Genomic DNA, 25,326 nt, shown 5'->3' on the forward strand with positions numbered 1-25,326 from the left:
TTACTGATTTACTCAGGTACTCCATTACCCCTACAACTTTCGGGAGGACCCGTGCAGATTCATCCGACCGCTATCGTGCATCCGAAGGCCGAGCTTGGCGAGGACGTCCAAGTCGGTCCGTATTCGATCGTCGGCGAACACGTCAAGATCGGCCGCGGCACCCGGCTGATGGCCCACGTGTACGTCGACGGCTGGACCGAGATCGGCGAACGCTGCCAGGTCTATCCCTACGCATCCATCGGCACGGCTCCTCAACACCTCCAGTACAAGGATGAGCCGACCCGGGTCGTCATCGGCAACGACAACATTCTCCGGGAATACGTCACCATCAACCGCGGCACCGTGTTCGGCGGGGGCGCCACCACGATCGGGAACCACAACTTCTTGATGGCGTACGTCCACGTCGCGCACGATTGCCGGCTGGGCAGCCACTTGATCATGGCCAACGCCGCCACGCTGGCCGGCCACATCACGGTCGGTGATTACGCGATCATCGGCGGGCTGTCGGGGATTCACCAGTACGTCCGCATCGGACCGCACGTCATGATCGGCGGGTGCTCCGCGGTCGGTCGCGATGTGCCGCCCTTTACGCGTGCGGCGGGCGGTTACCGCGCCCGGCTCTACGGCCTCAACTCGATCGGGCTCAAGCGCCACGGGTTCTCGAACGAGCGCATCGCGCTCTTGAAGCGGGCCTATGAGGTCCTCTTTCGCTCCGGTTTGATGATGGCCGAAGCGATCAAGCAGGCGCGTGAGGAATTCAAAGACTCGGAGGACGTGCAGGAGGTCGTGCGGTTTCTCGAAGGGAGCAAGCGCGGGATCTGCCGCTCGGTCACCGCGGCCTCGGCCGAGGAGGACGACTAGTGCACGCGTCGCACGCCGTCGAACGGGCGGTGCAGTCGGCCCGGAAGATCGGGCTGATCGCCGGGAACGGCCGCTTCCCGATCATCTTCGCCCAGAACGCCCGCCGGCTCGGCTATTCGGTCTCGGCGGTCGCCCACGTCGGGGAGACGGCCCCGGAGCTCGCCGAGCACGTGGAGCGGATCCACTGGATCAAGATCGGACAGTTCAACAAGCTGATCAAGGCGCTCAAAGCGGACGGCGTGCGCCAAGCCGTGATGCTGGGCGGCATCAAGAAGACGCACGTCTTCACGACGGTGCGTCCGGACTTTCGCGCCCTGGCCGTCGCCAGTCGGCTGCGGGAGCTCAAGGACGATGCGATCCTCCGTGAGGTGGCCGCCGAGTTGGAGCGCGAGGGGATCGAAATTTGTGAATCAACCTTCGGCCTGAGCGGGATCCTGGTCGAAGAAGGCGCCATCACGAAGCGCCGCCCCGGCAAGAAGGAATGGGACGACGTCCGATTCGGGTGGCACATGGCGGCCGAGATCGGCCGGCTCGACATCGGCCAGTGCGTCGTGGTCAAAGACAAGGTCGTGGTCGCGGTGGAGGCGGTGGAAGGCACGGATGAGGCCATCCGTCGGGGAGGGACGTTGGCGCAGGCGGGCGCGGTCGTCGTGAAGCGCAGCAAGCCGCAGCAGGACCTGCGGTTCGATCTCCCGGCCATCGGCCCCCGGACCGTCGAGACGATGGAAGCGGTCCACGCCGCCGTGCTCGCGGTCGAAGCCGGGCGCACCGTCCTGCTCGACCGCGAAGAGACCATCCGCCGCGCCGACCAGGCGAAGATCGCGATCGTGGGCATAGTAGGGGGAGCAGTAATTCAGTAACTAGTAAGTGAGTAATTTGGTCGCGGGCCCAGACAGTTACTCAATTACAGAGTTCCTCAATTACCTTTCTGTCGAAGCATGAAGAAGCTGCGCATCGGCGTGATCGGCGTCGGGCACTTGGGGCAGCACCACGCGCGCCTCTATGCCCAGATCCCCGGCGGCAGCTTGATCGGAATCGTGGACGTGGACTCCAAGCGGGCGGAAGCGCTCGCGGAGCGGTACGGCGGCGAAGCGTTCCCGCGCGTCCGGGATCTGCTCGAGCGGGTGGACGCGGTCAGCGTGGCGGTCCCGACTTCTTCACACCATGGGATCGTCAAAGAGTGCCTCGAGGCGGGGGTGCACGTGCTCGTGGAAAAACCGATCACGGTGACCGTGTCCGAGGCCGAGGAGTTGGTCGCGCTGGCCCGCCGGCGCGGCCTCGTGCTCCAGGTGGGGCACATCGAACGGTTCAACCCCGGAATCCGTGCCGTCCGGGCTCACGTCACGCGCCCCGGATTCATCGAATGTCATCGTTTGAGCCCGTTCGGGGAGCGAGGGACGGACGTCGACGTCGTGCTCGACCTCATGATCCATGACCTCGACATGGTCCTGTCGTTCAAGCCCGGGACCGTGGAAGAGGTTCGGGCGGCCGGCGTCCCGGTCCTTTCACCCACGATCGACATCGCCAACGCCCGTATCGCGTTCTCGAGCGGCTGTGTGGCGAACTTCACGGCCAGCCGGGTGTCGACCACGCGGATGCGAAAGCTGCGGGTGTTTCAGCCGGACGGCTACATCACCGTCGATTACCAGGCGCGCCAGGCGGCCATCCTCCGAAGGCGGATCGGGCCGAACCAGCGCCCGGAGATCCACATGGAGCCCGTGAAGACCCACGATGACGAGCCGCTCAAGCTCGAGTTGGAAGCGTTCGTCGAGGCGGTCGCGCGCGGCACCGCCCCCGTCGTGTCCGGGGAAGACGGGGCCGCCGCCCTTGCTCTGGCGTACCAAGTCCTCGACGCCATCAATGCGTTCGTGCAACGACACCAGCAAGAGAGGTGACGGGGTAGGACCCCATTCGTCCATGCCACGTATCCTGATCATTGCCGGTGAGGCGTCGGGAGATTTGCACGGGGCGAATTTGGCCGCCGCGATCAAACGCCTCGATGCGGGCGCGGAGATCATCGGAGTCGGCGGGCGGCAGATGGCGTCGGCTGGGGTCGAGCTAGTGCCGGACATCCCGGCGCTGGACATCATCGGGCTGATCGGCCCGGGGGCGGTCTCGGCGCTGATCCGGCGGATCCGGCGGATCCGCCGGCTGCTCGAAACCCAGCCGTTCGACGTGGTCGTGCTGGTCGACAATCCGGGGCTGAACCTGCACTTCGCCAAGGTCGCGAAGCGGGCCGGGCATCGGGTGGTATATTACATTGCGCCCCAACTCTGGGCGTGGCGCCCCGGGCGGATGCGCTGGATGCAACATCGGGTCGACCACACCGTCGTGATCTTGCCGTTCGAAGAGCCCTTGTATCGCCGGGCGGGCGTCCCGGTTACGTTCGTCGGCCATCCCCTCCTGGACAGCGTCGAGCCGAGCTATGACCGCACGGAGCTGCGCAAGCGGTTCGGCGTCGACGGGGGAGGGCCGGTGCTCGGGCTCCTGCCCGGCAGTCGGGCCGGGGAAGTACGGGTGCTGCTGCCAGCGATGCTGCATGCCGCCGCCCGGCTGCTGGATCTCCACCCGACCATGCAGTTCATCATGGCGCAGGCCGGCTCGATCGACGATCGGCAGATCGACCCGTTGCTGGCCGGCAGCTCCGTCAAGGTCCACGTCGTGAAAAACCACCCCAGTGAAGTCATGGCGGCCGCCGATCTGCTCCTCGTCGCCTCGGGCACCGCTACGCTCCAGGCGGCGGTCGTCGGAACCCCGATGGTCGTGATCTATCGCGTGCCCCGGCTGACCTATTGGATCGGGCGGCTGCTCGTTCGCGTGAAATGGATCAGTTTGGTCAACCTCGTCGCCGGCCGACCCGTCGTGCCCGAAGTCATTCAGAACGACCTGACCCCGGAACGCTTGACCGAAGAAGTGGCGCATCTCCTCCGCGATCGCGCTGCGTATCGACAGATGCGGGAGTCGCTCAAGTCCGTACGGGACGCGCTCGGGGAGCCCGGCGCGTCGACCCGCGCCGCCGCGGTGGTCCTTGCGGAGGCCCGCGCGTGACCCTGTTCCTCCGGCTCGTCTCGTGTTTTCGGGCCTACCGCCTGCGCCTCGTGCTCGCCTTCATCTGCTCGGCGCTGGTCGCCGCCTTGACCGGCGCGTACGCCTGGCTGGTCCGACCGGTGCTCGACGGCATCTTCATCAACAAGGACCAGTTCCTCTTGACCGTGCTGCCGCTGGCGATTCTCGCGGTGGCCGCCTCGAAGGCGGCGTTCAGCTATGGGCAGAACTATTTGATGAACTACGTCGGCAATCAGGTCATCACCGACATCCGCGAGCAGCTCTTTCTGAAGCTGATGCGGCTCCCCGTCCGTTTCCATGACGCGAACACGTCCGGGCGCCTGGTCTCCCGCGTGATCAACGACGTCAACATGATGGCGAACGCGGTCGCCGGCGTGCTCAAGGACATCTTCCAGCAGGGGCTCACGTTCCTCGCGATGCTCGGGGTCATCGTCTACCAAAATTGGAAGCTCGCCGCCGTCTCGCTCGTGGTCGTCCCGATCTCCGCCATGACCATGGTCCGCATGGGCCAGCGACTGCGGGGGCTGGCCACCCGAGGCCAGGAGCGGATGGGCGACATGGCCTCCACGCTGCAGGAGACGCTGGCCGGGATCCGGATCGTCAAAGCCTTCGGCCGCGAAGACGCGGAGGGCAAGCGCTTTCGCCACAGCAATGAAGCGTTCCTGCGGATGACGATGAAGGCGATCCAGGTGTCCTCGCTGGGGAGCTCGCATATGGAGGTCATCGGGGTCGTCGGGGTGGCGGCGATCATCTGGTACGGCGGATCGCTGGTCATCGAAGGGACGATGACGCCGGGCGAGTTCTTCTCGTTCCTCACCGCCATGTTCATGGCGTACACGCCGATCCGGCGGCTCTCGGGCGCGAACAACAGCGTGCAGCAGGCGCTGGCGGCCGCCGAGCGGGTCTTTGCGGTGCTCGACTTGGAGGATGAACGGGCGCGCGACACCGGCCGAAAAGCCCTGGCTCGGATCAGTCGCTCGCTGGCCTTGGAAGGGGTCACGTTCCGATACGACGGACACGAGGTTCCGGCCTTGTACGATGTCACGTTGACCGTGTCGGTGGGGGAAGTCGTCGCGCTCGTGGGGAGCAGCGGCAGCGGCAAGACCACGCTGGTCAGCCTCATCCCGCGCTTCTACGAGCCGACGGAAGGCCGCGTGTGCATCGACGGCCGTGATGTGCGGGACTATACGCTCCACTCCTTGCGGAGCCAGATCGGCATCGTCTCCCAGGACACGATGCTCTTCGACGAGACGGTCGCTTACAACATCGCGTACGGCCGGCCCCAGGCGTCCGAGGAAGAAGTTATCCAGGCGGCGAAGGCCGCCTATGCGCACGACTTCATCGAGCGGCTGCCGGACGGGTACAAGACGCTGATCGGGGAGAACGGGGTGAAGCTGTCCGGCGGCGAGCGGCAACGGCTCGCGATCGCCCGGGCCATCCTGCGCGACCCGCCGATCCTGATCCTCGACGAGGCGACCTCGGCGCTGGACTCCGAGTCCGAGCGCATCGTCCAGATGGCCTTGTCGAACTTGATGAAGAACCGCACCACGCTCGTGATCGCCCATCGCCTCAGCACGATTCAGAACGCGGACCGGATCGTGGTGATGGACCGAGGCCGGATCGTCGAGATCGGCACGCACCTCGACCTCCTCGCGCGGGACGGTCAATACAAGCGATTACACGCCATGCAGTTCCAAGATGTCGCGCTGTGATCCGTTCTGCCTAGCCGTCATGTGTGCCATCACGCTGGCGTGTTGGACGAGACCGAGGGGGGCCGGGCAGGTTCCTGATTCGCCGTTCGCATGAAATCCGCCCTGCTCAATCGATTGGTGTTGGCCGCCGTCCCTCCGGTCGGAGCCACGATCATTCGGCTGCTCGGCCGATCGATGCGACTCGAGACCCGCGGCGCGGAGGTGGTGGACGACCTGTATCGCCAAGGCCGGCATATCATCATTGCGTTTTGGCACGGCCGCCAGCTCATGATGCCGTTGGCCTACCGCGGTCGGGAAGCCCATATTCTGATCAGCCAACATCGGGACGGGGAGCTCATCGCCCGAGTCGTCGGCCGCTTCGGACTGCAGGCCGTCCGCGGCTCGACCACCCGGGGCGGCGTCGCAGCGCTCCGGCAGTTGATCGCCTTGGGACGCTCCGGCGTCGACCTGGTCGTGACGCCCGACGGCCCCAAGGGGCCTCGACACGTTGTGCAGGCGGGCGTCGTGCAGTTGGCCAAGGCGACCGGCATGCCGATCGTCCCCCTGACCTTCGGCTGCTCAAAAAAAAACTCTTCGCGAGCTGGGACGAGTTCCTGGTGCCGTACCCGTTCACCCGGGGCGTGTTCCTGTGGGGAAAGCCGATCTGGATTGGAGCGGCGGCGGATGCCGCCGAGATCGAACAGGCGCGGCTGGCACTCGAGGCGGCCCTTACTGCGCTGACGGCGGAAGCGGACGAGCATGCGGTGTGGGAAGAAGGAAGTAAGTAAGTAATTGGTAATTGAGTAAGTGAGAACTTCTTGGCCTCCTTAAAAGGTTACTCAATTACTTACTTACAGAATTACTAAGTTACTCAACGACTTCATCCTAAAACCATGTGGCATCTCCTCTACAACGTCCTGTTGCTCCTGGCCTCGCCGGCGATTCTAGTGATCTTGCTGGCGAAGCAGCGATGCCGGCGGGGACTACCGCAGCGGTTGGGCTTTGCTTCCGCCGAGCCCGCTGGCGCGAGCCGGGGGCCTCGGAGCCGCGCGCCCTTGATGTGGGTCCATGCCGTGTCGTTGGGTGAGGTCGTGGCGGCCGTTCCGCTCGTCCACGCGCTCCGCAGCCGGTATCCGGAGGCACGGTTGGTCGTCTCCACCGTCACCGAGACGGGGCGGGAAGCCGTGGAGCAACGGCTGGGCGGCGTGGCCGAGCATCGCTATGCTCCGCTGGATTTTCCCTGGGTGGTGTCCGGGATCGTCGCGCGGCTCCAGCCGACGCTGTTCGTCTTCGTGGAAACCGAGCTCTGGCCGAATCTCCTGCGCGCCTTGCGCCGCCGGGCCGTTCCCACGGTGCTGGTGAACGGCCGCTTGTCGTCGCGATCCTTTCGGGGCTATCGCCTCCTGGCGTCGTTCATGCGGCGCGTCCTCGACGACGTGTCGTTGTGCCTGATGCAGTCGGATCGGGATGCCGATCGGATCATCGCGCTCGGCGCGCGGGCCGAGCGAGTGCGCCGGACCGGGAACATCAAATTCGATCAGCCGATGCCGCAGACGGGATCTCTGTCGCGGAGCGTGCTCATCACGGACCAGGAAGAGTTGCTGGTGGCGGGCAGCACCCATCCCGGTGAAGAGGACGCGCTCCTGGCCGCCTATCGGCGGCTGCTCGAGACCGTTCCCGATCTCGTGCTGCTGCTGGCGCCGCGGCATATCGAGCGGGCGCCCCGCGTCGAAGCCCTGGTCAAGGAGCACGGATTCCCGGTGGTGCGCCGCAGCACGATCTCGTTGAACGTCACGGACCGAGGCCCGCGGGTGATCGTGCTCGACACGCGGGGCGAGTTGGCGGCCGTCTACCAGTACGCGGTGGCCGCCTTCGTCGGCGGGACGCTGGTGCCCGTCGGCGGGCACAATCTACTGGAGCCGGCCTCTTGGGGGAAGGCGGTCGTGTTCGGCCCCTATACCGATCATTGCGCCGAGGTCGCTCGTCTGCTCTTGGAGGCGGGCGGCGGCGTTCGGGTGGCAAGCGGCGCCGATCTCGGTCCGCGTCTGGCGGCGATGCTGGCCGATCGGTCGCGGCTGGAGCAGATCGGGAAGGCGGCGCACGAGGTCATCCTTCGGAACCAAGGCGCCTTGCAGCGGACGATCGAGGCGATCGAAAATCTGCTGCGTCCGGGGCAGGATGTTTCACCGGGTCGGACCGACGCGAGGTCCGCGGCCGTGGACCGCCGGGCGTCGGCGGAATGATCCACCCGGGCGCCACGCGGCTGCCACCGGCGCTCCACCGCGTGCTCACCCCCTTCACCTGGCCGTACGGCTGGGTGGTGGGCTGTCGGAATTGGCTCTATGACCACGGATGGTTACGCCGGCATCGGCTGCCGTGTCGGGTCATCAGCATCGGGAACCTGACCGTCGGTGGAACGGGAAAGACCCCGGTGACGATCTGGGTGGTCGAGCGCCTGCTCGCCGAAGGCCGCCGAGTGGGTGTGTTAAGCCGGGGATACCGGCGGAGGAGCCGGGTCGGCCGGCTCCTGGTTTCGGACGGGACGCATCTGATGGTTCGACCGGACGAGGCCGGGGACGAGCCCTTCTTGATCGCCCGCCGATGTCCCGGCGCCGTGGTCGCAGTGGGCGGCGATCGCTATCGGGTGGGGCAGTGGCTGTTGACCCAGTTTCCCCTCGACTGCCTCGTCCTGGATGACGGCTTCCAGCATCGGTCTCTCTACCGTCACGTGGATCTGGTGCTGGTCGACGCCACCGATCTTCCCGGCCTGCGCGCCTTGTTGCCGGCCGGGCGGCTCCGAGAGCCGTTGTCCTCGCTTGGACGGGCGAGCGGCGTCATCCTGACGCGGGCGGACGCGGGCGGGGAGGTATGTGACATCGCCGCACGATTGCTGGGACTCGATTCGACCACGCCGCTCATCGCCGTCCGATTCACCGCCGATGGCTTCCTCGACGTCATGACCGGGTCGCACCGGCCGGTCGAGCAGGGGGCGGGGAAGCGGGCGGCGCTCTTCAGCGGGATCGGGAACCCTGCGGCGTTTCGCCGTCTCGTCGAGGGCCTCGGAGTGCACGTGGTCGAGGAGCGGATCTTCGCCGACCATCACCACTATGCCGAATCCGACCTCCAAAATGTGGCGGCGCGAGCCCGGCAAGCGGGTGCCGAGCTGCTGTTGACCACGGAGAAGGATGCGGTCAAGGTTGAAGGGTTGCCGAAACCGGACCTCCCGGTTTGGGCGGTTCGCCTGCAGACCGAGGTGATCCAAGGGCGGGAGCAGCTCGAGGCACTGATAGTTGAGCGTGATGAGTGATGAATGGAAGACCGCAAGAATGAAGCAGTAACGATGTCCACTTCGGCAGCGCATCGCGCATCACTCATCACTCATCATGATCCGGTGCGGCGTATTCTGATCCGGGCCACGAACTGGGTCGGGGACGCGGTGCTCACGGAGCCGGCCTTGTCGGCCTTGCATGCGGCCCTGCCGGACGCAGAGCTGACCTTGTTGGCCCGTCCGGCTGTCGCCGAGCTCTTCACGGCCCATCCGGCGCTGTCCCGCATTCTCTTCTATGACCATCGTGGTCGGCATGCTCGGCTGAGCGGCAAATGGACGCTGGCCGGCGAGCTTCGCCGCTATCGCTTCGACCTGGCCGTGCTGTTTCAAAACGCGTTCGAGGCGGCCCTCCTCGCGTTTCTTGCCGGTGTGCCCCGCCGTTACGGGTATGCGACGGACGGGCGCCGCCTCCTGCTCACCCAAGCGGTGCCGGTGGCCCCGCCGACGTTGGTGAAGCATCAGATCCACTACTACTTAGATCTGCTCCGGCTCCTGGGCATCGAGCCGGTCGCGCGGGCGCCCCGGTTGTACGTGACGCGAGAGGAAGAGGCGGAGGCCGAGCGGCGGCTTGCCGAGGCCGGTGCCGATCCAAGGGATCTCCTGATCGGTCTCAATCCCGGGTCGACCTACGGCAGTGCCAAGCGATGGCTGCCCGAGCGGTTTGCCCAGACCGCCGACCGGCTGGCTGCGGACGTTGGCGCTCGCGTCGTGATCGTCGGCGCGCCGGGCGAGGAATCGCTCGGGCAGGCGATCGCAGCCTCGATGACCTCCAGCCCCATTGTCCTCTCGGGGCGGACGTCCATCCGACAGCTCATGGCCGTGATCCGGCGATGCCGGCTGTTTCTGACCAACGATACCGGGCCCATGCACATCGCCGCCGCCTTCGGTGTCCCGGTGGTCGCCGTCTTCGGTCCGACTGATACACGGACGACGGCTCCCTACGGAGAGGATCACGCCATCGTCCGGCAGCCGGTCGAGTGCTCCCCCTGCTTGCTCCGCGAATGTCCCATCGACCATCGCTGCATGACGCGTATCTCCGTCGATCAGGTCTACAGCACCGCGTCTGAGAAGCTGAGAGGGCAGCGCTCAGCGTTCAGCCTTCAACGATCTTCTGCTCAGCACTCAGCACTCAGCACTCAGCACTTATCTTTAAAAGGCGTCACCGTCTTCCTCGACCGGGACGGGACGCTCAACCGGGACACGGGCTACGTGAAGTCTCCCGACGAGCTCGAGTTGCTGCCCGGCGTCGCCGACGCCATCGCCCGGTTGAACCGTGAAGGGGCCCGGGTGGTGGTGGTGACCAATCAGTCGGCGATTGCGCGAGGCCTCATGTCGGTCGACACGCTGGGGCGGATTCACGAGACCCTTGTGACCCGTTTGGCCGCCGCCGGTGCCTCCCTCGATGCCGTCTACTTTTGTCCGCACCACCCCGATGAGGGCTGCGGCTGCCGGAAGCCGGCTACGGGCATGATCGATCGGGCCGTCTCCGACCTCGGCCTCGATCTCGGCGCGGCGTATGTGGTCGGCGATCAGAACAGAGACATGGAGCTGGCCGCACGAATCGGCGCCCGGCGGATCCTCGTGATGTCAGGCCAGACCAGCCGCCAGACGTTGGCCGATCTCGGCGCCGGCGGGGCACGCCCCGATCACGTCGCCGACGGCCTGCTGGACGCCGTCGACTGGATCATCGAAGATGTGTCCAAGAGGGTAATTGGTAAGTGAGTAACTGGTAATTGCCGAAGAAGTAATTGGTAACTGAACGCAGGTACTGAATTTCGCCCATGCCCCCGTATCACCGTATTCTCATCATCAAGCCCAGCAGCCTCGGCGATATCGTCCACGCGTTGCCGGTGCTGCATGCGCTGCGGGTCCGTTATCCCTCGGCGCGGATCGACTGGCTGGTCAAGCGGGAATGGGCCGGCGTGTTGGAGCGGGCCGAAGGTCTCGATCGGATGTGGCCCGTCGATCGCGGCCTGAAGGCGTGGCTCTCGGTGGTTCCCGCCCTTCGGGCGGCGCAGTACGATCTCGTCCTGGATCTCCAAGGCTTGTTTCGGAGCGGCGTGATGGCCTGGCTGACCGGGTGCCGGGAACGGATCGGCTTTGCCAACGGTCGAGAAGGGAGCCGGCTGTTCTACCGTCGCCGGGTGGCCGTCCCGACCGCCGACATGCACGCGGTCGATCGCTATTTGCTCCTGGCAGCCGCGGTCGGCGCGGGCCATGAGGGGAAGCCCGAGTTCCGCCTTCGTCCGACCGCCGAAGATCGGGAAGAGGTTGGACGGCTCCTGAGGCGGGCCGGACTGAAGACGGGAACCGACTGGATCGCCATGAACGTCTCGGCCCGCTGGGAGACCAAACAGTGGCCGGCCGGGGACTTCGCCGACGCGGCCGATCGACTTCAATCCGAAGGGCTTGGACAGGTGCTGATGATCGGAGGGCCCGGAGACCGCAGGGCTTCCGAGACGGTGGTCAACACGATGCGGACGCCGGTGATCGACTTGACAGGACACGTTCCGCTCACGCTCCTACCGTGCCTTCTCGGGGAGGCCTCCGTGCTGCTCACGAACGATTCGGGTCCGATGCATATCGCGGCGGCGATGGGGACGCCCGTCGTCGCCCTCTTCGGTCCGACCAGCCCCGTCCGCACGGGGCCCTATGGAGAGGGCCATGTGGTGATGGCGGCGGGGGTGGCGTGCAGCCCCTGTTTCAGTCGGGTCTGCCGCAACGCGGTCCGGCTCGAGTGCCTGCACCGTATTCGGCCCGAGCAGGTCGTGGACGCGGTCCGACGGCGGTTGAGTCAACGGGTGCGGACCCAGTCGGCACGTCCCACAACACCCTAACAGACCCTAACCAGGAGCCCTCGCCGGCCGGGGTGAGAGGAAGAGCGCCATGAAAATTCTCATCGCCGAGTCGACGACGGCCATGGGCGGGCAGGAGCTGGCCGTCCTGCTCCACGCACGGGGGCTCCAACGGCGCGGGCACGACGTGCACCTGGTGTTGGAGCCGGGGAGCCCGATCTACCGGCTCGCCACGGCCCAGGGATTTCAAGTCGACGGCGTCCGGATGCGCCGTACCCGCTACCCCGCGGCCATCGTGAGCTTCGCGCGCCTGCTGCTCCAGCAGCGTCCGGATATCCTCCACGTGAACAGCTCGCGCGACAGTTGGATCGGAGCGCTCGCCGCCCGCCTCGTCCCCCACCGGCCCAAGGTGGTGCGGAGCCGGCACATTTCCAATCCCCTCAATCGCAGCCTCGCGACCCGGCTGCTCTACCGACGCCTGTTCGACCGTGTCATCGTCACGGGCAGCGAGTTGACGCGACGCGCCCTGGTCGAGCGGGACGGCCTCAGACCGGAGCGCGTGGCGGCGTTTCCGATCGGGGTCGACGTCGGCCTCTTTTGCCCCGGCGTCCCCCAGAGGAACCTGCGGGTCGACCTGGGGCTCGACGCCGGACATCGCCTCGTCGGCATCGTCTCCTATCTCCGCAAGTACAAGGGGCACGTGTACCTGGTGGATGCGGCGGCGCGCCTCCTGGCACGGCGGCGCGACGTCACGTTCGTGATCGTGGGGGAAGGGCCGGAGGAAGCCGACATCCGAGCAAGGATCGCGCAGCATGGGATCGAGGAGGGCGTCAAGGTCATGGGGTTTCGTCCGGATCTGCTTGACGTCTTCCGCTCGCTGGACGTCTTCGTCATCCCGACGATCGAGGCCGACACGATCCCGCAGGTGCTCATGCAGGCGCTCGCATTGGGACTGCCGGTGGTCTCGACACCCGTGGGATCGATCCCGGACGTGGTCCACGATGGGGTGACGGGTTTGCTGGTCCCGCCCCGCGATGCGGCGGGGCTCGCGGCCGCCATCGAGCGCCTGCTGGACGACGACGGGCTACGGCGAGCGCTGGGCGCCGCCGGGCATGCGCTCGTGCGCGACCGGTACTCGCTGGATGCGATGCTGGACCTGTTGGAAGAGGTCTACCGGGGGGTCGTGCGAAATGTGGGAGTGATGGCGTGACGGCGTCCGGCAAGGTCTCGGTCTATGTCATTGCCTACAACGATGAGCCGAACATGCGGGCCTGCCTGGAGTCCGTCTCGTGGGCCGACGAGTTGATCGTGGTCGATTCGCACAGCACCGATGCGACGGAGAAGATCAGCCGCGAGTTCACCGACCGGGTGTTCCAGCACGACTTCCATGGATTCGGGCGCCTGCGCAACGAGGCGGTCGCCCATGCGTCTCACGACTGGGTCTTCAGCTTGGATACCGATGAGCGCGCGACACCCGAGTTGCGGGACGAGATCTACCGGGTGATCGGCGCCCCCCACGCCGCCGACGCCTACTTCGTCCCGCGGAAGAATTATTTTCTGGGACGCTGGATCCGCCATTGCGGCTGGTATCCGGATTATCGCCAGCCGCAGCTCTTTCGCAGAGGCCGCCTGCGCTATCGCGACGAGCTGGTGCACGAAAGCTTTGATGTGGACGGTCGAGTGGGCTATCTTACGGGTCACGTCCTGCAGTATCCGTTTCGCGATCTCGATCACTACCTGATGAAGATGGACCGCTACTCGGATCTGATGGCCAGCCGGATGGTCAAGGACGGCCGCCGGTTTCACCCGCATCAGTTGGTCACGCATCCGTTGTTCACGTTCCTGAAGATGTACGTCGGCCGGCGGGGCTTTCTGGACGGGATGCCGGGATTGATCTTGTCGGGACTCTATGCCTATTACGCGTTCATCAAGTATGCGAAGTTTTGGGAGTTGAGGAAAGAGGCCGGCAGGGGAGGAACAGACCAGGCGTGAGACCATACCATGACGGCTGAAGGTACGAGCTGCGATTTTCTGGTCGTCGGCGCCGGGATCATCGGGGTCGCGATCGGACGCGCCCTGCGCCGGCGCTTCGGCAGCCGAGTCCTCATCCTCGAAAAGGAGGCGCAGCCGGGGATGCACGCCAGTGGACGAAACAGCGGGGTGCTCCACGCGGGCGTGTACTACAAGGCGGGGACGCTGAAGGCCAAGCTGTGCGTGGAAGGCAATCGCCGAATGCGGGAGTATTGCGCGAGCCATGAGATCCCGATGAACACCTACGGGAAGGTCATCGTGGCCAGGACGAGCGCGGACCTGCCTTCGCTCGCCGAATTGCACGCGCGCGCTCAGGCCAACGGGGTCCGGGCCGAATTGATCGATGAGCGGCAGCTCGCGGAGATCGAGCCCTGCGCGAGGACGATCGAGCGGGCCCTGTACGTGAAGGACACGGCCGTCGTCGATCCTCGTCAGGTCATGGAGGCGATGGTGGCCGATGCCCGGCGGGAAGGGGTCGACCTGCGCTTCGGCTGCACATGGCAGGGGCCTGCGGGCGCCGACGCCGTCAGGACGTCCACCGGCGTGATTCGCTACGGGCATCTCGTGAACTGTGCCGGTCTCTTTGCCGATCGCCTCGCGCATACGTTCGGAGTGGGCCGGCAGTATCGGATTCTTCCGTTTCGCGGGCAGTTCTACCGCCTGCGGCCCGACGCGGCCGTACAGGTGCGGGGGAACATCTACCCGGTTCCGGACTTGAGGAATCCATTCTTGGGGGTGCACTACACCCGGCGTCCCGACGGGGTGGTCACCGTGGGCCCGTCCGCGCTGCCGCTGCTCGGGCGCGAGCAATACCGAGGGCTCGCCGGTGCCAACGTCTCCGACGCGGTCACGATGATGGGATTCCTCGTGCGGCTGTTCGGGAGGAACCGCGACCACTTCCGTTCGCTGGCCTGGAAGGAGTTGGTCAAGCTCTCACAGGCCGGCTTCTTTCGGGAGGCGGACGGTCTCGGGGTGGGGCTGCAGAAGGGGGATCTCCTGCCGGGGAAGGAGCCGGGGATCCGGGCGCAGCTCGTCGACGCCCGCACCGCCGAGCTCTTGAACGACTTCGTCGTCGAGCGCGGGCCCCGGTCCACGCACGTCCTCAACGCGGTCTCACCGGCCTTCACCTCCTCCCTGCCGTTCGCCGAGCACGTCGTGGACCTCATGAAGGTCGAGGGATAGCGGCGAGGGAGGACAAGATGTGGAGGTCGGCGGCCGAGTAGGGTATGGTACGCATCAGGTACCGGCGTTCGGGTTCGATGGCCTTCATGAGCCGCGGGGCACGGCAGCGCCATGCACGCACTACGCATTCTCCATACGGAGCCCTCGACAGGGCTGGGCGGACAGGAGTTCCGCACGCTGGCCGAAGCGGCGGGCATGGCGGCGCGCGGGCACGAGGTGGTGCTTGCGGTCCCCCCGGGCAGCGCGCTGGAGACGTTGGCGCGAACGAACGGCGTGCGCGTCGAGCCCTTGCGGTTCACCCCATTGCGGTACCCCCAGCTCGTGTTCGAATTTCGGACCCTCATCGCTCGCTGTCGCATCGACGTCGTGAACAGCCATGGCTCCATCGATAGCTGGACCGCCGCCATCGGCGCCCGGATGGCGGCCGTTCGACCGCTGATTCTTCGCACGCGCCATAAGTCGACCCCGGTCCGCGCGAGCCTGCGGAACCGCCTGCTGTACGGCCGGTTGGCCGACGGGATCATCACGACCGGGGACGCCGTTCGAGCGGATCTGATGAGCCGGCTGGGGGTCAGCCCCGAGCGGATCGTGTCGATTCCCACCGGAGTCGACCTCGCTCGCTATCGTCCGATGCCCGCAGATCCGGCCGTCCGGGCCGAATTCGGTCTGGCATCGCACCATCTCGTGATCGGAACGGTGGCGTTCTTGCGGGATTACAAGGGCGTGGAGTATTTCGTCACCGCGGCTGTCGAGGTCCGGCGTCGGCACCCGCAGGCACGGTTTCTGATCGTCGGAGACGGTCCGGAGAAGGCGCGGATCACCGCCTCCATCCGCGATCAGGGCTGCTCGGATACGATCACGGTGACGGGCTTTCGAGATGACGTGCCACGCCTGCTCGCCGCGATGGATGTGTGTGTGTTGGCGTCCGTGGGGGGCGAAGGGGTGCCGCAAGCCGTGACGCAGGCGCTTGCGATGAAACGCGCGGTGGTGGCGACCGACGTCGGGAGTGTCCGTGAGGTGGCGATTCATGGCCACACCGCCCTGATCGTTCCGCCACGGGATAGCGCCGCGCTCGCCCGTGAGATCACTCGGCTCATCGACGAGCCGGCCCTGCGCACCCGTCTCGGGGAGGCCGGGCACGACCTGATCACCAAGGCCTACAGTCAGGAGCACATGTTGGCGCGAACCGAAGAGCTGTATCGGCGATTGCTCGAGACCACGCGCCTCGCTAAGAGCGGGACCGCCGACAGGAGATGAAGAGCAGGAGCGGATGAAGGTCAGCGGCTTCAGCATCTGCCGCAACGCCGTCAAGTTCGACTACCCGATCGTCGAGGCCATTCGCTCGGCGCTGCCGGTCGTGGACGAATTCATCGTCAACGTCGGGCAATCGGAGGACGGGACGCTGGAATTGATCCGGTCGATCGGCTCGGACAAGATCCGCGTCGTTGAGTCCTATTGGGATGATTCGATGAAGCAGGACGGCCTGCTCTTCTCTCATGAGACCAACAAGGCGCTCGCGCATTGCACCGGCGAGTGGGCGCTCTACCTCCAGGCCGACGAAGTGTTGCACGAGCAGGACTACGAGGCGCTCACGCGCAGTCTCCGCGATCACGTCTCGGATCCCCGCGTCCTGGGGTTCACGTTCCAGTATCTCCACTTCTACGGCGACTACCGTTCCGTGAACCCGTGGTTCTACCATCGTGCCGTCCGGGTGATCCGAAACGACGGCCAGGTCGAGTCGTGCGGCGACGCCGTGGGCTTCTGGCTGAAAGCCGATCGAGGCTATTTGCAGAGCGTTCACAAGGACCGGGTTCGACCCTCGGACGCCACGATCTACCATTACGGGTGGGTGAAGCCGGCCCGGACGTTGCTGGAAAAGTTTCGCTATCAAGTCGCCCGGCATCACGGGGACCACCCGGGTGAGGAGCAGGCGGCCATGTTGTCGAAGGAGGAATACGACTTCGAGGAATATGCGATCATGAAAAATTTTTCAGGCACGCATCCGTCTGTCATGGCCGACCGCGTCCGACGGTACCCGGCTCTTCGAAGAAAACGGAACCGCTGGTTGCAACCGGCGTTCTATCGGGCCGTCGTGAAACGAGGGTTCCGGGGCTAGGGAAGGTTAAGGTGGAGGGTGAGGCTCAGGGTGGGGACGAGGATAGGGGGTAGAGGATGAAGGTGGAGAGCCCTGTGCGCGCCGTCCAGACGATTGGAGCCATCGTCATCACGAAGGATGAGGAGCAGAACATCGGGGCCTGCCTCGAGAGCCTGCAGTGGGCTGACCAGATCATCGTCGTGGATGCGTGCAGCACCGATCGGACGGTCCAGCTGGCCCGATCCCACACGCCGCATGTGTTCATCAACCCGTGGCCCGGCTATGGTCCTCAGAAGAATTATGGGATCGACCGGGCGACCACGGAATGGATTTTGATCGTCGATGCCGATGAGCGCGTCCTGGATGCCTTGCGGGACGAGATCCGGTCGATGCTGGATCGCGTGCCGCCCGAGATCGTCGGGTTCCAAGTCCCGCGAAGAAACTTTTTCTATGGACGGTGGATTCAGGGCAGCGGCTACTATCCGGACTACCAGCTCCGCCTGTTCCGCCGAGAGGCCGGGCGCTACGACGATACGTTACTGCACGAGCGCCTCGTCCTGAAGGGGCGCACGGAAACGTTGCGCTCCCCCTTGGAGCATCACAGCATGCCCACGATCCGGCATCATGTCCGCAAAATGATGCGGTACACGACGCTCGGCGCCGAGGAGAAATTGAAAACATGTCGGCACGTCGGCTGGACGGATCTCGCAGGCCGTCATGTGATGACCGTGGTGCGGACCTACCTGCTGCGCCGAGGCTACCGAGACGGCGTGCATGGGCTCATCGTGGCGCTGTTCGCCGGCCTGCACACGTTCGTGAAGTACGCCAAAGCGTGGGAGGCGCTGCGGAATGGGGGTAAAGGGGTCAGTTGTAAAGGGATAGAGGGGGAAAGGGGTTGGGGTAAGGGGGTAAGGTGATAGGTGATAAAAGGTAAGGCGATGCGTGTTGGGATTGATGCGAACCCCATCCTGCGAAGCCGAGGCGGAATCGGCTGGCACAGTTACTATCTCCTTCGCGCCCTGATGGAGCTGAAAGAGGACGACCTGGAAGTCATTGCGTATGCGGAACCGGGATGCTTGCCCCACGAAGTCCTGAAGGAACCCTGGGCGCAAAACAGCCGGATCCAATGGCGGGCGGCCGGCCGGTGGGCCATGCGGTGGCGCGGAAGCCTCGATCGTCTTGACGTCTTCCACGGCCCGAATTTCAAAATGCCGACGGCGGGACGCTACGGCGGCGTCGTGACGATCCACGACATCTGGCTTGCGCGCTATCCGCAGTATTCCAGAAAGCTCTTCGGGCAGTGGCTCGCCTCGAGACGGACGAGACGGACGGCTGCTCGCGCACGGAAGATCATTACGGTCTCCGAATACTCGGCACGCGATCTCCACGAGCTGTACGGCGTTCCGAAGGACAAGCTGGTCGTGATCCACAACGGAGTCTCGGAGCGGTTCCATCCCGACCCCGATCCCGAGAAGCTCGCGGGCCTCCGGAGGCGCTTTGGCTGGAGCTCGGACCAGTTCCTGCTCTTCGTCGGCGGAGCCGACCCGAGGAAGAATCACAAGGCCGTGGTCGAGGCCTACCGACGGCAGGCCGAGGCGTTGAAGGACTATGCCTTGGTCCTCGTCGGAACGCCGACGCATCGCTATGCCGATCTCGGCGACACGATCGCGACGTCGGGCCTCGGGGGGAGGATCGTGTCCACGGGGCCGCTCAGTGCCGAGGAGTTGCGCCTCCTCTACAGCCATGCCGCCCTGTTCGTGTTTCCCTCGATCTACGAAGGCTTCGGCATGCCGGTCCTCGAGGCGATGGCCTGCGGCGCACCGGTCGTCACGTCGAACACCACCGCGCTGCCCGAAGTGGCCGGGGACGCCGCGATCCTCGTCACTCCCACCGACGTCGAGGAGCTGGCGCAGGCCATGCTGGGGGTGGTGAACGACGCGACGCTACGCGCCCGACTGCGGGCAAAGGGGTTGGAGCGGGTCAAGGCCTTCACGTGGGAGAAGGCGGCCCGGCAGACCTTGAGGGTGTATCGGGAAGTCTGCAGAGGAGTAACTGAGTAATTAAGTAACTCAGTAATTGGGTTGCAGGACAGCTTCAAGACTCAATTACTTACTTGCTCAATTACCAGTCAACCAAAGCCCATGCTCCAAGAAGCCTTCGAAGACCTGCTGAAGGAGACCGTGAAGGCGATTCAGAGCCATTACGGCGATCGGTTGGTCACCGTCGCGGTGTACGGATCCGTCGGTCGAGGCACGATGCGGTTCGACTCCGATATCGATCTCTTGATCATCGCCCGCGGTCTGCCAAACGGACGGTGGACCCGGGCGCGTGAATTCGACGCCGTGGAGGAGGTTCTGGAACCCGCCTTCATGGATGCGAGACGGCACGGCATCGACACCAAGCTCTCGGTAGTCTTGAAGACGCCGGAAGAAGCCGAGGCAGGGAGCCCGCTCTTTCTCGATATGACGGAGGACGCGCAACTGCTGTACGACCGCGATGATTTCTTTGCACGGCGGCTGGAGCGGCTACGCGGGCGCCTGAGACAGCTTGGGTCAAAGAGGATCTGGAGAGGGAACATGTGGTACTGGGATCTGAAGCCGGACTATAAGCCCGGCGAGGTATTCGAGCTGTGACCAGCGAGTCACTGGCGAAGAGCTATTTGAAGAAGGCGGTCGATCGTCTCGAGATTCTCGATGTCCTCCTGCGCAAGGAAGCCTACTCGGATGTCGTTTGTGAGGCTCAAGAAATCGTTGAGCTGGCCATGAAAGGCATGCTTCGGGCAGTCGGCATCGAACCGCCGAAGGTTCACGATGTCGGCAACATGGTCCTCGAACATCGTCACCGCTTTGCCGAGCATCTACGGGAAACGCTTCCCGCTTTGGCCGTCATCTCCAAGGAGCTGCGGAAGGATCGGGAACTGGCGTTCTATGGGGACGTGGATTTCATTCCCACGGAGGAGTACTCATTGGCGCAGGCGGAACAAGCGCGTGAGGGGGCCCTAAGAGTCGTCGACGTTGCCCAGCGGGTCATCGGTCCCGTATAGCAGTCCCATGCACAACATCCTCGTCATCAAGCTGCGCTACATCGGCGACGTTCTGCTGGCTACGCCGGTGCTGCGGGCGCTTCGCGAGCATGTCCCACACGTCCGCATCACCATGGCGGTCAATCGCGGCACCGAGGATATCTTGAGATGGAACGAGGACATCAACGAGGTCATGGTCATCGATCGTCATGGTCCGGCGGCCGAGCTCCGGCTGTTGCTCGAAGTACGCCGCCGGCGGTTCGACTGTGTCATCGACCTGACGGATGGCGATCGCTCGGCGCTCGCCACGAGGGTCAGCGGTGCCCCGATCCGCATCGGCTTCAATGCCGAGCAGCGGTGGCGAGGCGCGCTCTATACCACGGTCGTCAGTGCACCCCCCGGATGTCACCGTCTCGAGCGCGACATGGAAGCGCTTCGCCCGCTCGGCATCGAGCCAAAGGCGAGGCCGTTGGTCTTGAACACGGGTGAGGAGGAGGAACAGGCGGCACAGAGGTTATTGGCGGGGCTCGGCCTGGCAACGGCGGACGGGAGGATTGCCACCCCACTCGTGATGGTCCATCCGGGGGCCCGCTACTGGTTCAAGGCCTGGCCTGCCGAACGATTCGCCGCGGTGGGCGACCAGCTCGTCAAGGCCTATGGCTGCCGAGTCTTGATCGGCGGAGCGAGCCAGGAGCAGGAGGTCGCCGCGGCAATTGTGCGGCATGCGTCTTCCGCTCCAATTAGTCTTGCCGGCCGCGTGTCCCTACTCGAGTTTGCCGCCATCCTGAAACGCTGTGCCTTGTTCATCGGAAACGACAACGGCGCCATGCACATGGCGGCCGCGCTCGGTGTGCCCGTCGTCGGCCTGTTCGGCCCATCGAACCCCGCGGAGTGGGGGCCGCGAGGCGCGCGAGTAGAAGTGTTGTACAAGGGGCTGGATTGCCGAGCCTGCTTCCATCCCACCTGTGGGAGGGGCGAGGAGAACTGCATGAAGCAGATCTCAGTCGAGGAGGTCTTTGCCGCGGCGGAGAAATTGCTGCGGTCGGCCGCCTCCCCATATACCCTATGACGAGGCTCGGCAGCCGATGAGCGAGATGGGACCTATCATTGACCGACTGATGAAGAAGGCGGACGCGGACGAAGTCGTTCTGGCAGTCATCCTGTTCGGGATGATCTGATGGATGCGACCGTGAATCAAGATCCCGTGATCCGAGATTTCTTAAATGGTATTGCATCAGTACGGCCGCAGGTACAACGTCTGATCTTATTCGGCTCCCGGGCTCGAGGGACGCATCGGCTGGACTCCGACTATGACCTTCTGCTGGTCGTCTCCAAGAAGGACCATCGCCTCGTGGACGTTCTCTATGAAGCCGTGGTGGATGTGCTGTTGGCTCATGGACGGTTGGTCTCACTCAAGATCTTCGAGCAACACGAGTTCGACCGACTGCAAGCGCTGCAAACGCCGTTCATGCAACGGGTCGCCGCCGAAGGAGTAACGGTTGGATAAGGCACAGCGGGAGCTCATTCAAGGGTATCTTTCGAAGGCGCAGCACAAGCTGCGCGTGGCGCGCGATCTGGCGAACAATCGAGAGTGGGATGACGCCGTGTCTCGGGCCTATTACGCGGCCTTCCACGCCGCTCAGGCGGCCCTTCTTGCCGAAGGGCAGAAGGCCGATACACATAAAGGACTTGTGACCCTGTTCGGCCTGCTGTTCATCAAGTCCGGAAGACTCGAAAAGAAATGGGGAAAGTTTCTCGCCAATCTAAAAGACGACCGGGAAGCAGGCGATTATGAGGCCTTATCCTATCTAGATGAAGACACGGCTCGTCGAGCAGTTTCGGAAGCCGAAGGGTTTGTAGCGGAAGTCTCCCGCTATCTGTCTGCCCTCGAGAAACAGTAGGAACAACGATGCGTCCCCTCGTCTCAGTTGTGATTCCCGTCTTCAATGGCGCCCCCTTCGTGGCCAAGGCGGTCGAGAGCATCCGAAACCAGACGGTCCACGGGGACGCCGAAATCCTCGTCGTCGACGATGGGTCGACCGATGGCACCCAGTCGGTCCTGGCCGAGCTCGAACGGACTCACGGCATCAGGTGGTTTCAACAGGACCACGGCGGGCCGGCGCGGTCTCGCAACAAAGGGATCGAAGCGGCCGGAGGTGAGTTCATTGCGCTCCTCGACTGCGACGACGTCTGGGTGTCCGACAAGTTGGAGGCGCAGCTCTCGATCTGCCGCCAGGATGCCTCGATCGGTCTCGTGCACAGTGATTACGAGGTGGTGGACGAGCACGGCTGCGTCTTGGAGCGGGTGCACGCCCGGCACAGCGCGGAGCCCCTCGTGCAAGCCTTCGTCGGCGGCCATGCGGCGCTGCCGTCGACTCTGTTGATTCGCCGCGAGTGCCTTGAGAAGGTGGGAGGGTTGCGTCCCGAGCTCTACGGCTCGGAGGATTCCGATCTCACGATTCGGTTGTTCTCGGTGACCGGCTTCGCCTGCGTCGAGCGAGTGCTCGTCCGTAAGCTCCAGCGTGGGCACGGGTATCGCGACATGGCGTTCGACGAGGCGACCCACCGTGAGAAGGTGCTCTCCAGCCGCGAGCGGTTCTTGACCAGCCTGGAAGAGCGCGGGTCGCTGACCAAGGAGCAGCGACGCGCGCTCGACCGGGAGTGGGCGAACTACTATTTACTGCGCGGGCGGGTGGCACAGTTACAGGGGCGGGCAGGAGAGGCGCGGGGGTACTATGTCCGCGCGATACGAAGGGCACCGAGCAGGCTGCGCACGTACACCCGGTGGCTTCGAACATGGGTATAGGCCTGCGAGAAGACCATGACAAGGCTGCCGATCGGGATATCTTGAAAAAGCGAAGGACATTTGTTTCCGCGTGAGGGCAAGGTTGTCGTGATGCTGACGCTAGATATCGGCTGTGGGGAGCGCAAGGAGCGCGGAGCGATTGGGGTGGATCGTCGACCATTGAAGGGGGTGGACGTGGTTTGCGATTTCGAGCAGGGTCTCCCATTCCGCTCGCAATCTGTTGCGGCTGTTCACCTGACTCATATCATCGAACATATTCGTGATCTCAACCGGTTCATGGTCGAACTGTACCGAATCTGCGCGCTAGGAGCGCGGGTCTACATACGTGCACCGTACTACACCTCCAAGGAGGCGTTTGTCGATCCAACTCATGTCCGTTTTATTACTGAAGAATCTTTCAAATACTTCGAATACCCGAATTACTATCAGCTCAACTGTCATTTTCGAACCGTGTCTATCAACTTCAAGATGAGGCAGCCATTTGATTCTTGGCCGGAACATTTCAAGAAGAGAGCCCGTCGCTACCTTTGGAACGTCTGCCATGAAATCCAGTTCGTTCTTGAAGCAGTGACCTTGTGATCGATCCCCTTCAAACAGGCTGTCCGAGAGGAATCCGTGCCGAGAGTGAGCGTCGTCATACCAGTCTACAACGCCGAGGACCATGTTGGTGAAGCCATTGAGGGCGTCCTTGCTCAGACGTTTCAAGACCTTGAGATCATTGTGATTGATGACGGCTCGACCGATGGTTCGGCGGCGGTGGTTCAGCGATATAGTGATGCCGTCAAATACGTGTATCAGAAGAATGCAGGCGTTGCCATTGCGACCAACAGGGGTGTCGAGTTGTCCCGCGGTGAATTGATCGCATTTCTGGATAACGACGATATCTGGCTGCCACAGAAGCTTGAGCGACAGATCGCCTTCCTGGATCAACATCAGGAATGTGGCGTGGTGAACTGCGACATGCAGTACATATCGCAAACAGGGGCCGTGATGGATCGATACGTGCGAGGTGTCAATAGAGAGCACCCGTACGTCCGCTTGTTTCAGAAGGGGTTCGTCATCTACTGTTCGATGATAGTGGTGAGGCGAACGGTCTACGACCGCGTCGGTGGATTCAACGAGTCTTTTGTGGCCGCCGGGCTCCAGGACATGGAATGGCTGTCGCGAGTGGTCGAGCATACGGAAGTGGGGTATGTGCCGGAGACGCTCGTCCTATACAGAGACCACGGCCCGCGTGTTCATGGTGACCTCCACAAGTTGAATGAGGATCTCTACTGGCAGTTGCTTTCAGGTCGCTATCGAGAGGATCCCGAGAGGCGGCGATTTCTCGTTGGTGAGCGAGTGGGATTCCTGTCGAATCTCGGCCAGCATGAGCTCAAGATGGGACGGCTTGGTGATGGGCGCAGGCATCTTCAGGAAGCGGTGATGCTCGGTCTTCGCCGGCTTGCGAATCCCAAAATGGTCGTCCGATCGTTGCTTCGTCTAGGGCGGTCCTATCTGTAAATGTCCCCTATCTAAAGGGGATGTGTCGAGACGGCCAACGATGCCGGCCATTAGCGTCATTATACCGATCTATAATGCGGCTGACTTCATCAGGGCAACCATCCAAACCGTGATGGATCAGACCTGGAAGGATACGGAGATTATTGTCATCGATGACGGATCGAACGACCGATCGGGAGAGGTAATCAACGAGTACCGAGACTCCGTTCGATACATCCGCCAGGAGAACAGAGGAGTGGCGAGCGCTCGCAATCGTGGAATAAAGGAGTCAACCGGCAGATATCTTGCCTTTCTCGATCATGATGATCTCTGGCATCCCACGAAACTTGAGAAGCAGGTCCGAGTCTTAGAGTCCGATCCCCATCTTGCAATAGTATTAACGGATGTCGGACACATTGATCGGGCAGGCCACCCCCTCCAGACGATTGTCCATGGCTACAATCCAGCAGACGATTTCGCCAGGCTGTTTGTGCGCGGCTACGTTCCGACTCCGTCGTCGGTTCTAGTGAGGAAATCGGTCTTGGAGAAGGTCGGAGTATTCGATGAGCGGTACAACTCGGCAGGACTGGATGACCACGAGCTCTGGGCACGAGTAGCCGAAGAACATGACCTCGCAAGTATCAACGAGCCGCTCACGCTCCATCGCGTAGGAGATCAGAAGCCTGCCGATATTGCCATAGGCCATAGGCCGCTTCTCATTGCGACCTTGTTGGAGCGCTTCGGCAACGACGGAGAGAAGCGACGCTATCTCCTTCGAGAGCAGGCTCTCTACCTTTGTGATCGAGGGAAGCTCCTGATAAAACAGGGACAATATAGACAGGGCCGAGAGTGTCTGCTGCGGGGACTCGTGTACAGCCTGGGCCGAGCACAGAGCCCAAAGGCAGCGTGGCGCTGCTTCTTGAGGATGATTCGTTCCTACCTCTGATGCAGAACGGCGCTGCTGTAG

At 63.8% G+C, this 25,326-nt stretch carries 26 protein-coding genes; all 26 read left to right on the forward strand.

What is annotated here, in order from left to right:
- The first annotated feature begins 51 nt into the window (after positions 1-51).
- The 26 genes from lpxA to ACWHYV_RS05845 all read left to right on the forward strand — a co-directional run bounded on the left by lpxA (position 52) and on the right by ACWHYV_RS05845 (position 25,305).
- On the forward strand, positions 52-861 hold the full coding sequence (lpxA, locus tag ACWHYV_RS05720; protein ID WP_447979693.1) for an acyl-ACP--UDP-N-acetylglucosamine O-acyltransferase: 810 nt from the start codon (positions 52-54) through the stop codon (positions 859-861).
- Positions 861-1,721, forward strand: a complete 861-nt coding sequence (locus tag ACWHYV_RS05725) for an LpxI family protein (RefSeq protein WP_447979694.1) — start codon at positions 861-863, stop codon at positions 1,719-1,721. Before lpxA ends, ACWHYV_RS05725 begins: the two co-directional genes overlap by 1 nt.
- Positions 1,722-1,799: 78 nt before the next feature.
- Positions 1,800-2,756: a Gfo/Idh/MocA family protein gene (locus tag ACWHYV_RS05730; protein ID WP_447979695.1), complete on the forward strand. Its 957-nt coding sequence runs from the start codon at positions 1,800-1,802 to the stop codon at positions 2,754-2,756.
- Between the two features lie 22 nt (positions 2,757-2,778).
- Positions 2,779-3,909 (forward strand): lipid-A-disaccharide synthase, encoded by a 1,131-nt coding sequence (gene lpxB, locus ACWHYV_RS05735; protein WP_447979696.1) that lies wholly within the window; start codon positions 2,779-2,781, stop codon positions 3,907-3,909.
- Positions 3,906-5,639, forward strand: coding sequence for a lipid A export permease/ATP-binding protein MsbA (msbA, locus tag ACWHYV_RS05740; RefSeq protein WP_447979697.1), 1,734 nt, complete (start codon positions 3,906-3,908; stop codon positions 5,637-5,639). Before lpxB ends, msbA begins: the two co-directional genes overlap by 4 nt.
- Positions 5,640-5,729: 90 nt before the next feature.
- On the forward strand, positions 5,730-6,359 hold the full coding sequence (locus ACWHYV_RS05745) for a lysophospholipid acyltransferase family protein (protein ID WP_447979698.1): 630 nt from the start codon (positions 5,730-5,732) through the stop codon (positions 6,357-6,359).
- Positions 6,360-6,511: 152 nt separating this feature from the next.
- Complete coding sequence (locus tag ACWHYV_RS05750) at positions 6,512-7,861, forward strand: 3-deoxy-D-manno-octulosonic acid transferase (RefSeq protein ID WP_447979699.1); 1,350 nt, start codon at positions 6,512-6,514, stop codon at positions 7,859-7,861.
- On the forward strand, positions 7,858-8,925 hold the full coding sequence (gene lpxK, locus ACWHYV_RS05755) for a tetraacyldisaccharide 4'-kinase (RefSeq protein ID WP_447979700.1): 1,068 nt from the start codon (positions 7,858-7,860) through the stop codon (positions 8,923-8,925). Before ACWHYV_RS05750 ends, lpxK begins: the two co-directional genes overlap by 4 nt.
- A gap of 33 nt (positions 8,926-8,958) precedes the next feature.
- Entirely contained in the window at positions 8,959-10,668 is a 1,710-nt protein-coding gene (gene waaF / locus ACWHYV_RS05760) for a lipopolysaccharide heptosyltransferase II (RefSeq protein ID WP_447979701.1), read from the forward strand.
- 59 nt (positions 10,669-10,727) lie between these two features.
- Complete coding sequence (waaF, locus tag ACWHYV_RS05765; RefSeq protein WP_447979702.1) at positions 10,728-11,783, forward strand: lipopolysaccharide heptosyltransferase II; 1,056 nt, start codon at positions 10,728-10,730, stop codon at positions 11,781-11,783.
- Positions 11,784-11,832: 49 nt separating this feature from the next.
- Positions 11,833-12,951 (forward strand): glycosyltransferase family 4 protein, encoded by a 1,119-nt coding sequence (locus ACWHYV_RS05770; RefSeq protein ID WP_447979703.1) that lies wholly within the window; start codon positions 11,833-11,835, stop codon positions 12,949-12,951.
- Positions 12,948-13,733, forward strand: coding sequence for a glycosyltransferase family 2 protein (locus tag ACWHYV_RS05775; protein ID WP_447979704.1), 786 nt, complete (start codon positions 12,948-12,950; stop codon positions 13,731-13,733). The genes ACWHYV_RS05770 and ACWHYV_RS05775 overlap by 4 nt, the downstream gene beginning before the upstream one ends.
- 9 nt (positions 13,734-13,742) lie before the next feature.
- The gene (lhgO, locus tag ACWHYV_RS05780) at positions 13,743-14,954 is read left to right on the forward strand and encodes an L-2-hydroxyglutarate oxidase (RefSeq protein WP_447979705.1); all 1,212 of its coding nucleotides are present in this window, start codon (positions 13,743-13,745) and stop codon (positions 14,952-14,954) included.
- A 111-nt stretch (positions 14,955-15,065) separates the two neighbouring features.
- Positions 15,066-16,211, forward strand: coding sequence for a glycosyltransferase family 4 protein (locus ACWHYV_RS05785; RefSeq protein ID WP_447979706.1), 1,146 nt, complete (start codon positions 15,066-15,068; stop codon positions 16,209-16,211).
- Between the two features lie 13 nt (positions 16,212-16,224).
- Complete coding sequence (locus ACWHYV_RS05790) at positions 16,225-17,070, forward strand: hypothetical protein (protein ID WP_447979707.1); 846 nt, start codon at positions 16,225-16,227, stop codon at positions 17,068-17,070.
- Positions 17,071-17,126: 56 nt separating this feature from the next.
- Positions 17,127-17,966, forward strand: coding sequence for a glycosyltransferase family 2 protein (locus ACWHYV_RS05795; protein ID WP_447979708.1), 840 nt, complete (start codon positions 17,127-17,129; stop codon positions 17,964-17,966).
- A 21-nt stretch (positions 17,967-17,987) separates the two neighbouring features.
- Positions 17,988-19,109 (forward strand): glycosyltransferase family 4 protein, encoded by a 1,122-nt coding sequence (locus tag ACWHYV_RS05800; RefSeq protein ID WP_447979709.1) that lies wholly within the window; start codon positions 17,988-17,990, stop codon positions 19,107-19,109.
- Between the two features lie 81 nt (positions 19,110-19,190).
- The gene (locus ACWHYV_RS05805; protein WP_447979710.1) at positions 19,191-19,682 is read left to right on the forward strand and encodes a nucleotidyltransferase domain-containing protein; all 492 of its coding nucleotides are present in this window, start codon (positions 19,191-19,193) and stop codon (positions 19,680-19,682) included.
- The gene (locus ACWHYV_RS05810; RefSeq protein ID WP_447979711.1) at positions 19,679-20,092 is read left to right on the forward strand and encodes a HEPN domain-containing protein; all 414 of its coding nucleotides are present in this window, start codon (positions 19,679-19,681) and stop codon (positions 20,090-20,092) included. Before ACWHYV_RS05805 ends, ACWHYV_RS05810 begins: the two co-directional genes overlap by 4 nt.
- A 7-nt stretch (positions 20,093-20,099) precedes the next feature.
- Entirely contained in the window at positions 20,100-21,140 is a 1,041-nt protein-coding gene (rfaQ, locus tag ACWHYV_RS05815; protein ID WP_447979712.1) for a putative lipopolysaccharide heptosyltransferase III, read from the forward strand.
- A 108-nt stretch (positions 21,141-21,248) separates the two neighbouring features.
- Positions 21,249-21,578 (forward strand): nucleotidyltransferase domain-containing protein, encoded by a 330-nt coding sequence (locus tag ACWHYV_RS05820; RefSeq protein WP_447979713.1) that lies wholly within the window; start codon positions 21,249-21,251, stop codon positions 21,576-21,578.
- On the forward strand, positions 21,571-21,972 hold the full coding sequence (locus ACWHYV_RS05825; RefSeq protein ID WP_447979714.1) for a HEPN domain-containing protein: 402 nt from the start codon (positions 21,571-21,573) through the stop codon (positions 21,970-21,972). Before ACWHYV_RS05820 ends, ACWHYV_RS05825 begins: the two co-directional genes overlap by 8 nt.
- Positions 21,973-21,980: 8 nt before the next feature.
- Positions 21,981-22,877 carry a glycosyltransferase family 2 protein gene (locus ACWHYV_RS05830; protein ID WP_447979715.1) on the forward strand — a complete coding sequence of 299 codons (897 nt, stop codon included), beginning with the start codon at positions 21,981-21,983 and terminating at the stop codon, positions 22,875-22,877.
- Positions 22,878-22,967: 90 nt separating this feature from the next.
- On the forward strand, positions 22,968-23,456 hold the full coding sequence (locus ACWHYV_RS05835; protein ID WP_447979716.1) for a methyltransferase domain-containing protein: 489 nt from the start codon (positions 22,968-22,970) through the stop codon (positions 23,454-23,456).
- 36 nt (positions 23,457-23,492) lie between these two features.
- Positions 23,493-24,380, forward strand: coding sequence for a glycosyltransferase family 2 protein (locus ACWHYV_RS05840; RefSeq protein ID WP_447979717.1), 888 nt, complete (start codon positions 23,493-23,495; stop codon positions 24,378-24,380).
- A gap of 40 nt (positions 24,381-24,420) precedes the next feature.
- Positions 24,421-25,305, forward strand: coding sequence for a glycosyltransferase family 2 protein (locus ACWHYV_RS05845; RefSeq protein ID WP_447979718.1), 885 nt, complete (start codon positions 24,421-24,423; stop codon positions 25,303-25,305).
- Positions 25,306-25,326: the final 21 nt, after the last annotated feature.

The sequence above is a fragment of the Candidatus Nitrospira bockiana genome, assembly GCF_965152565.1.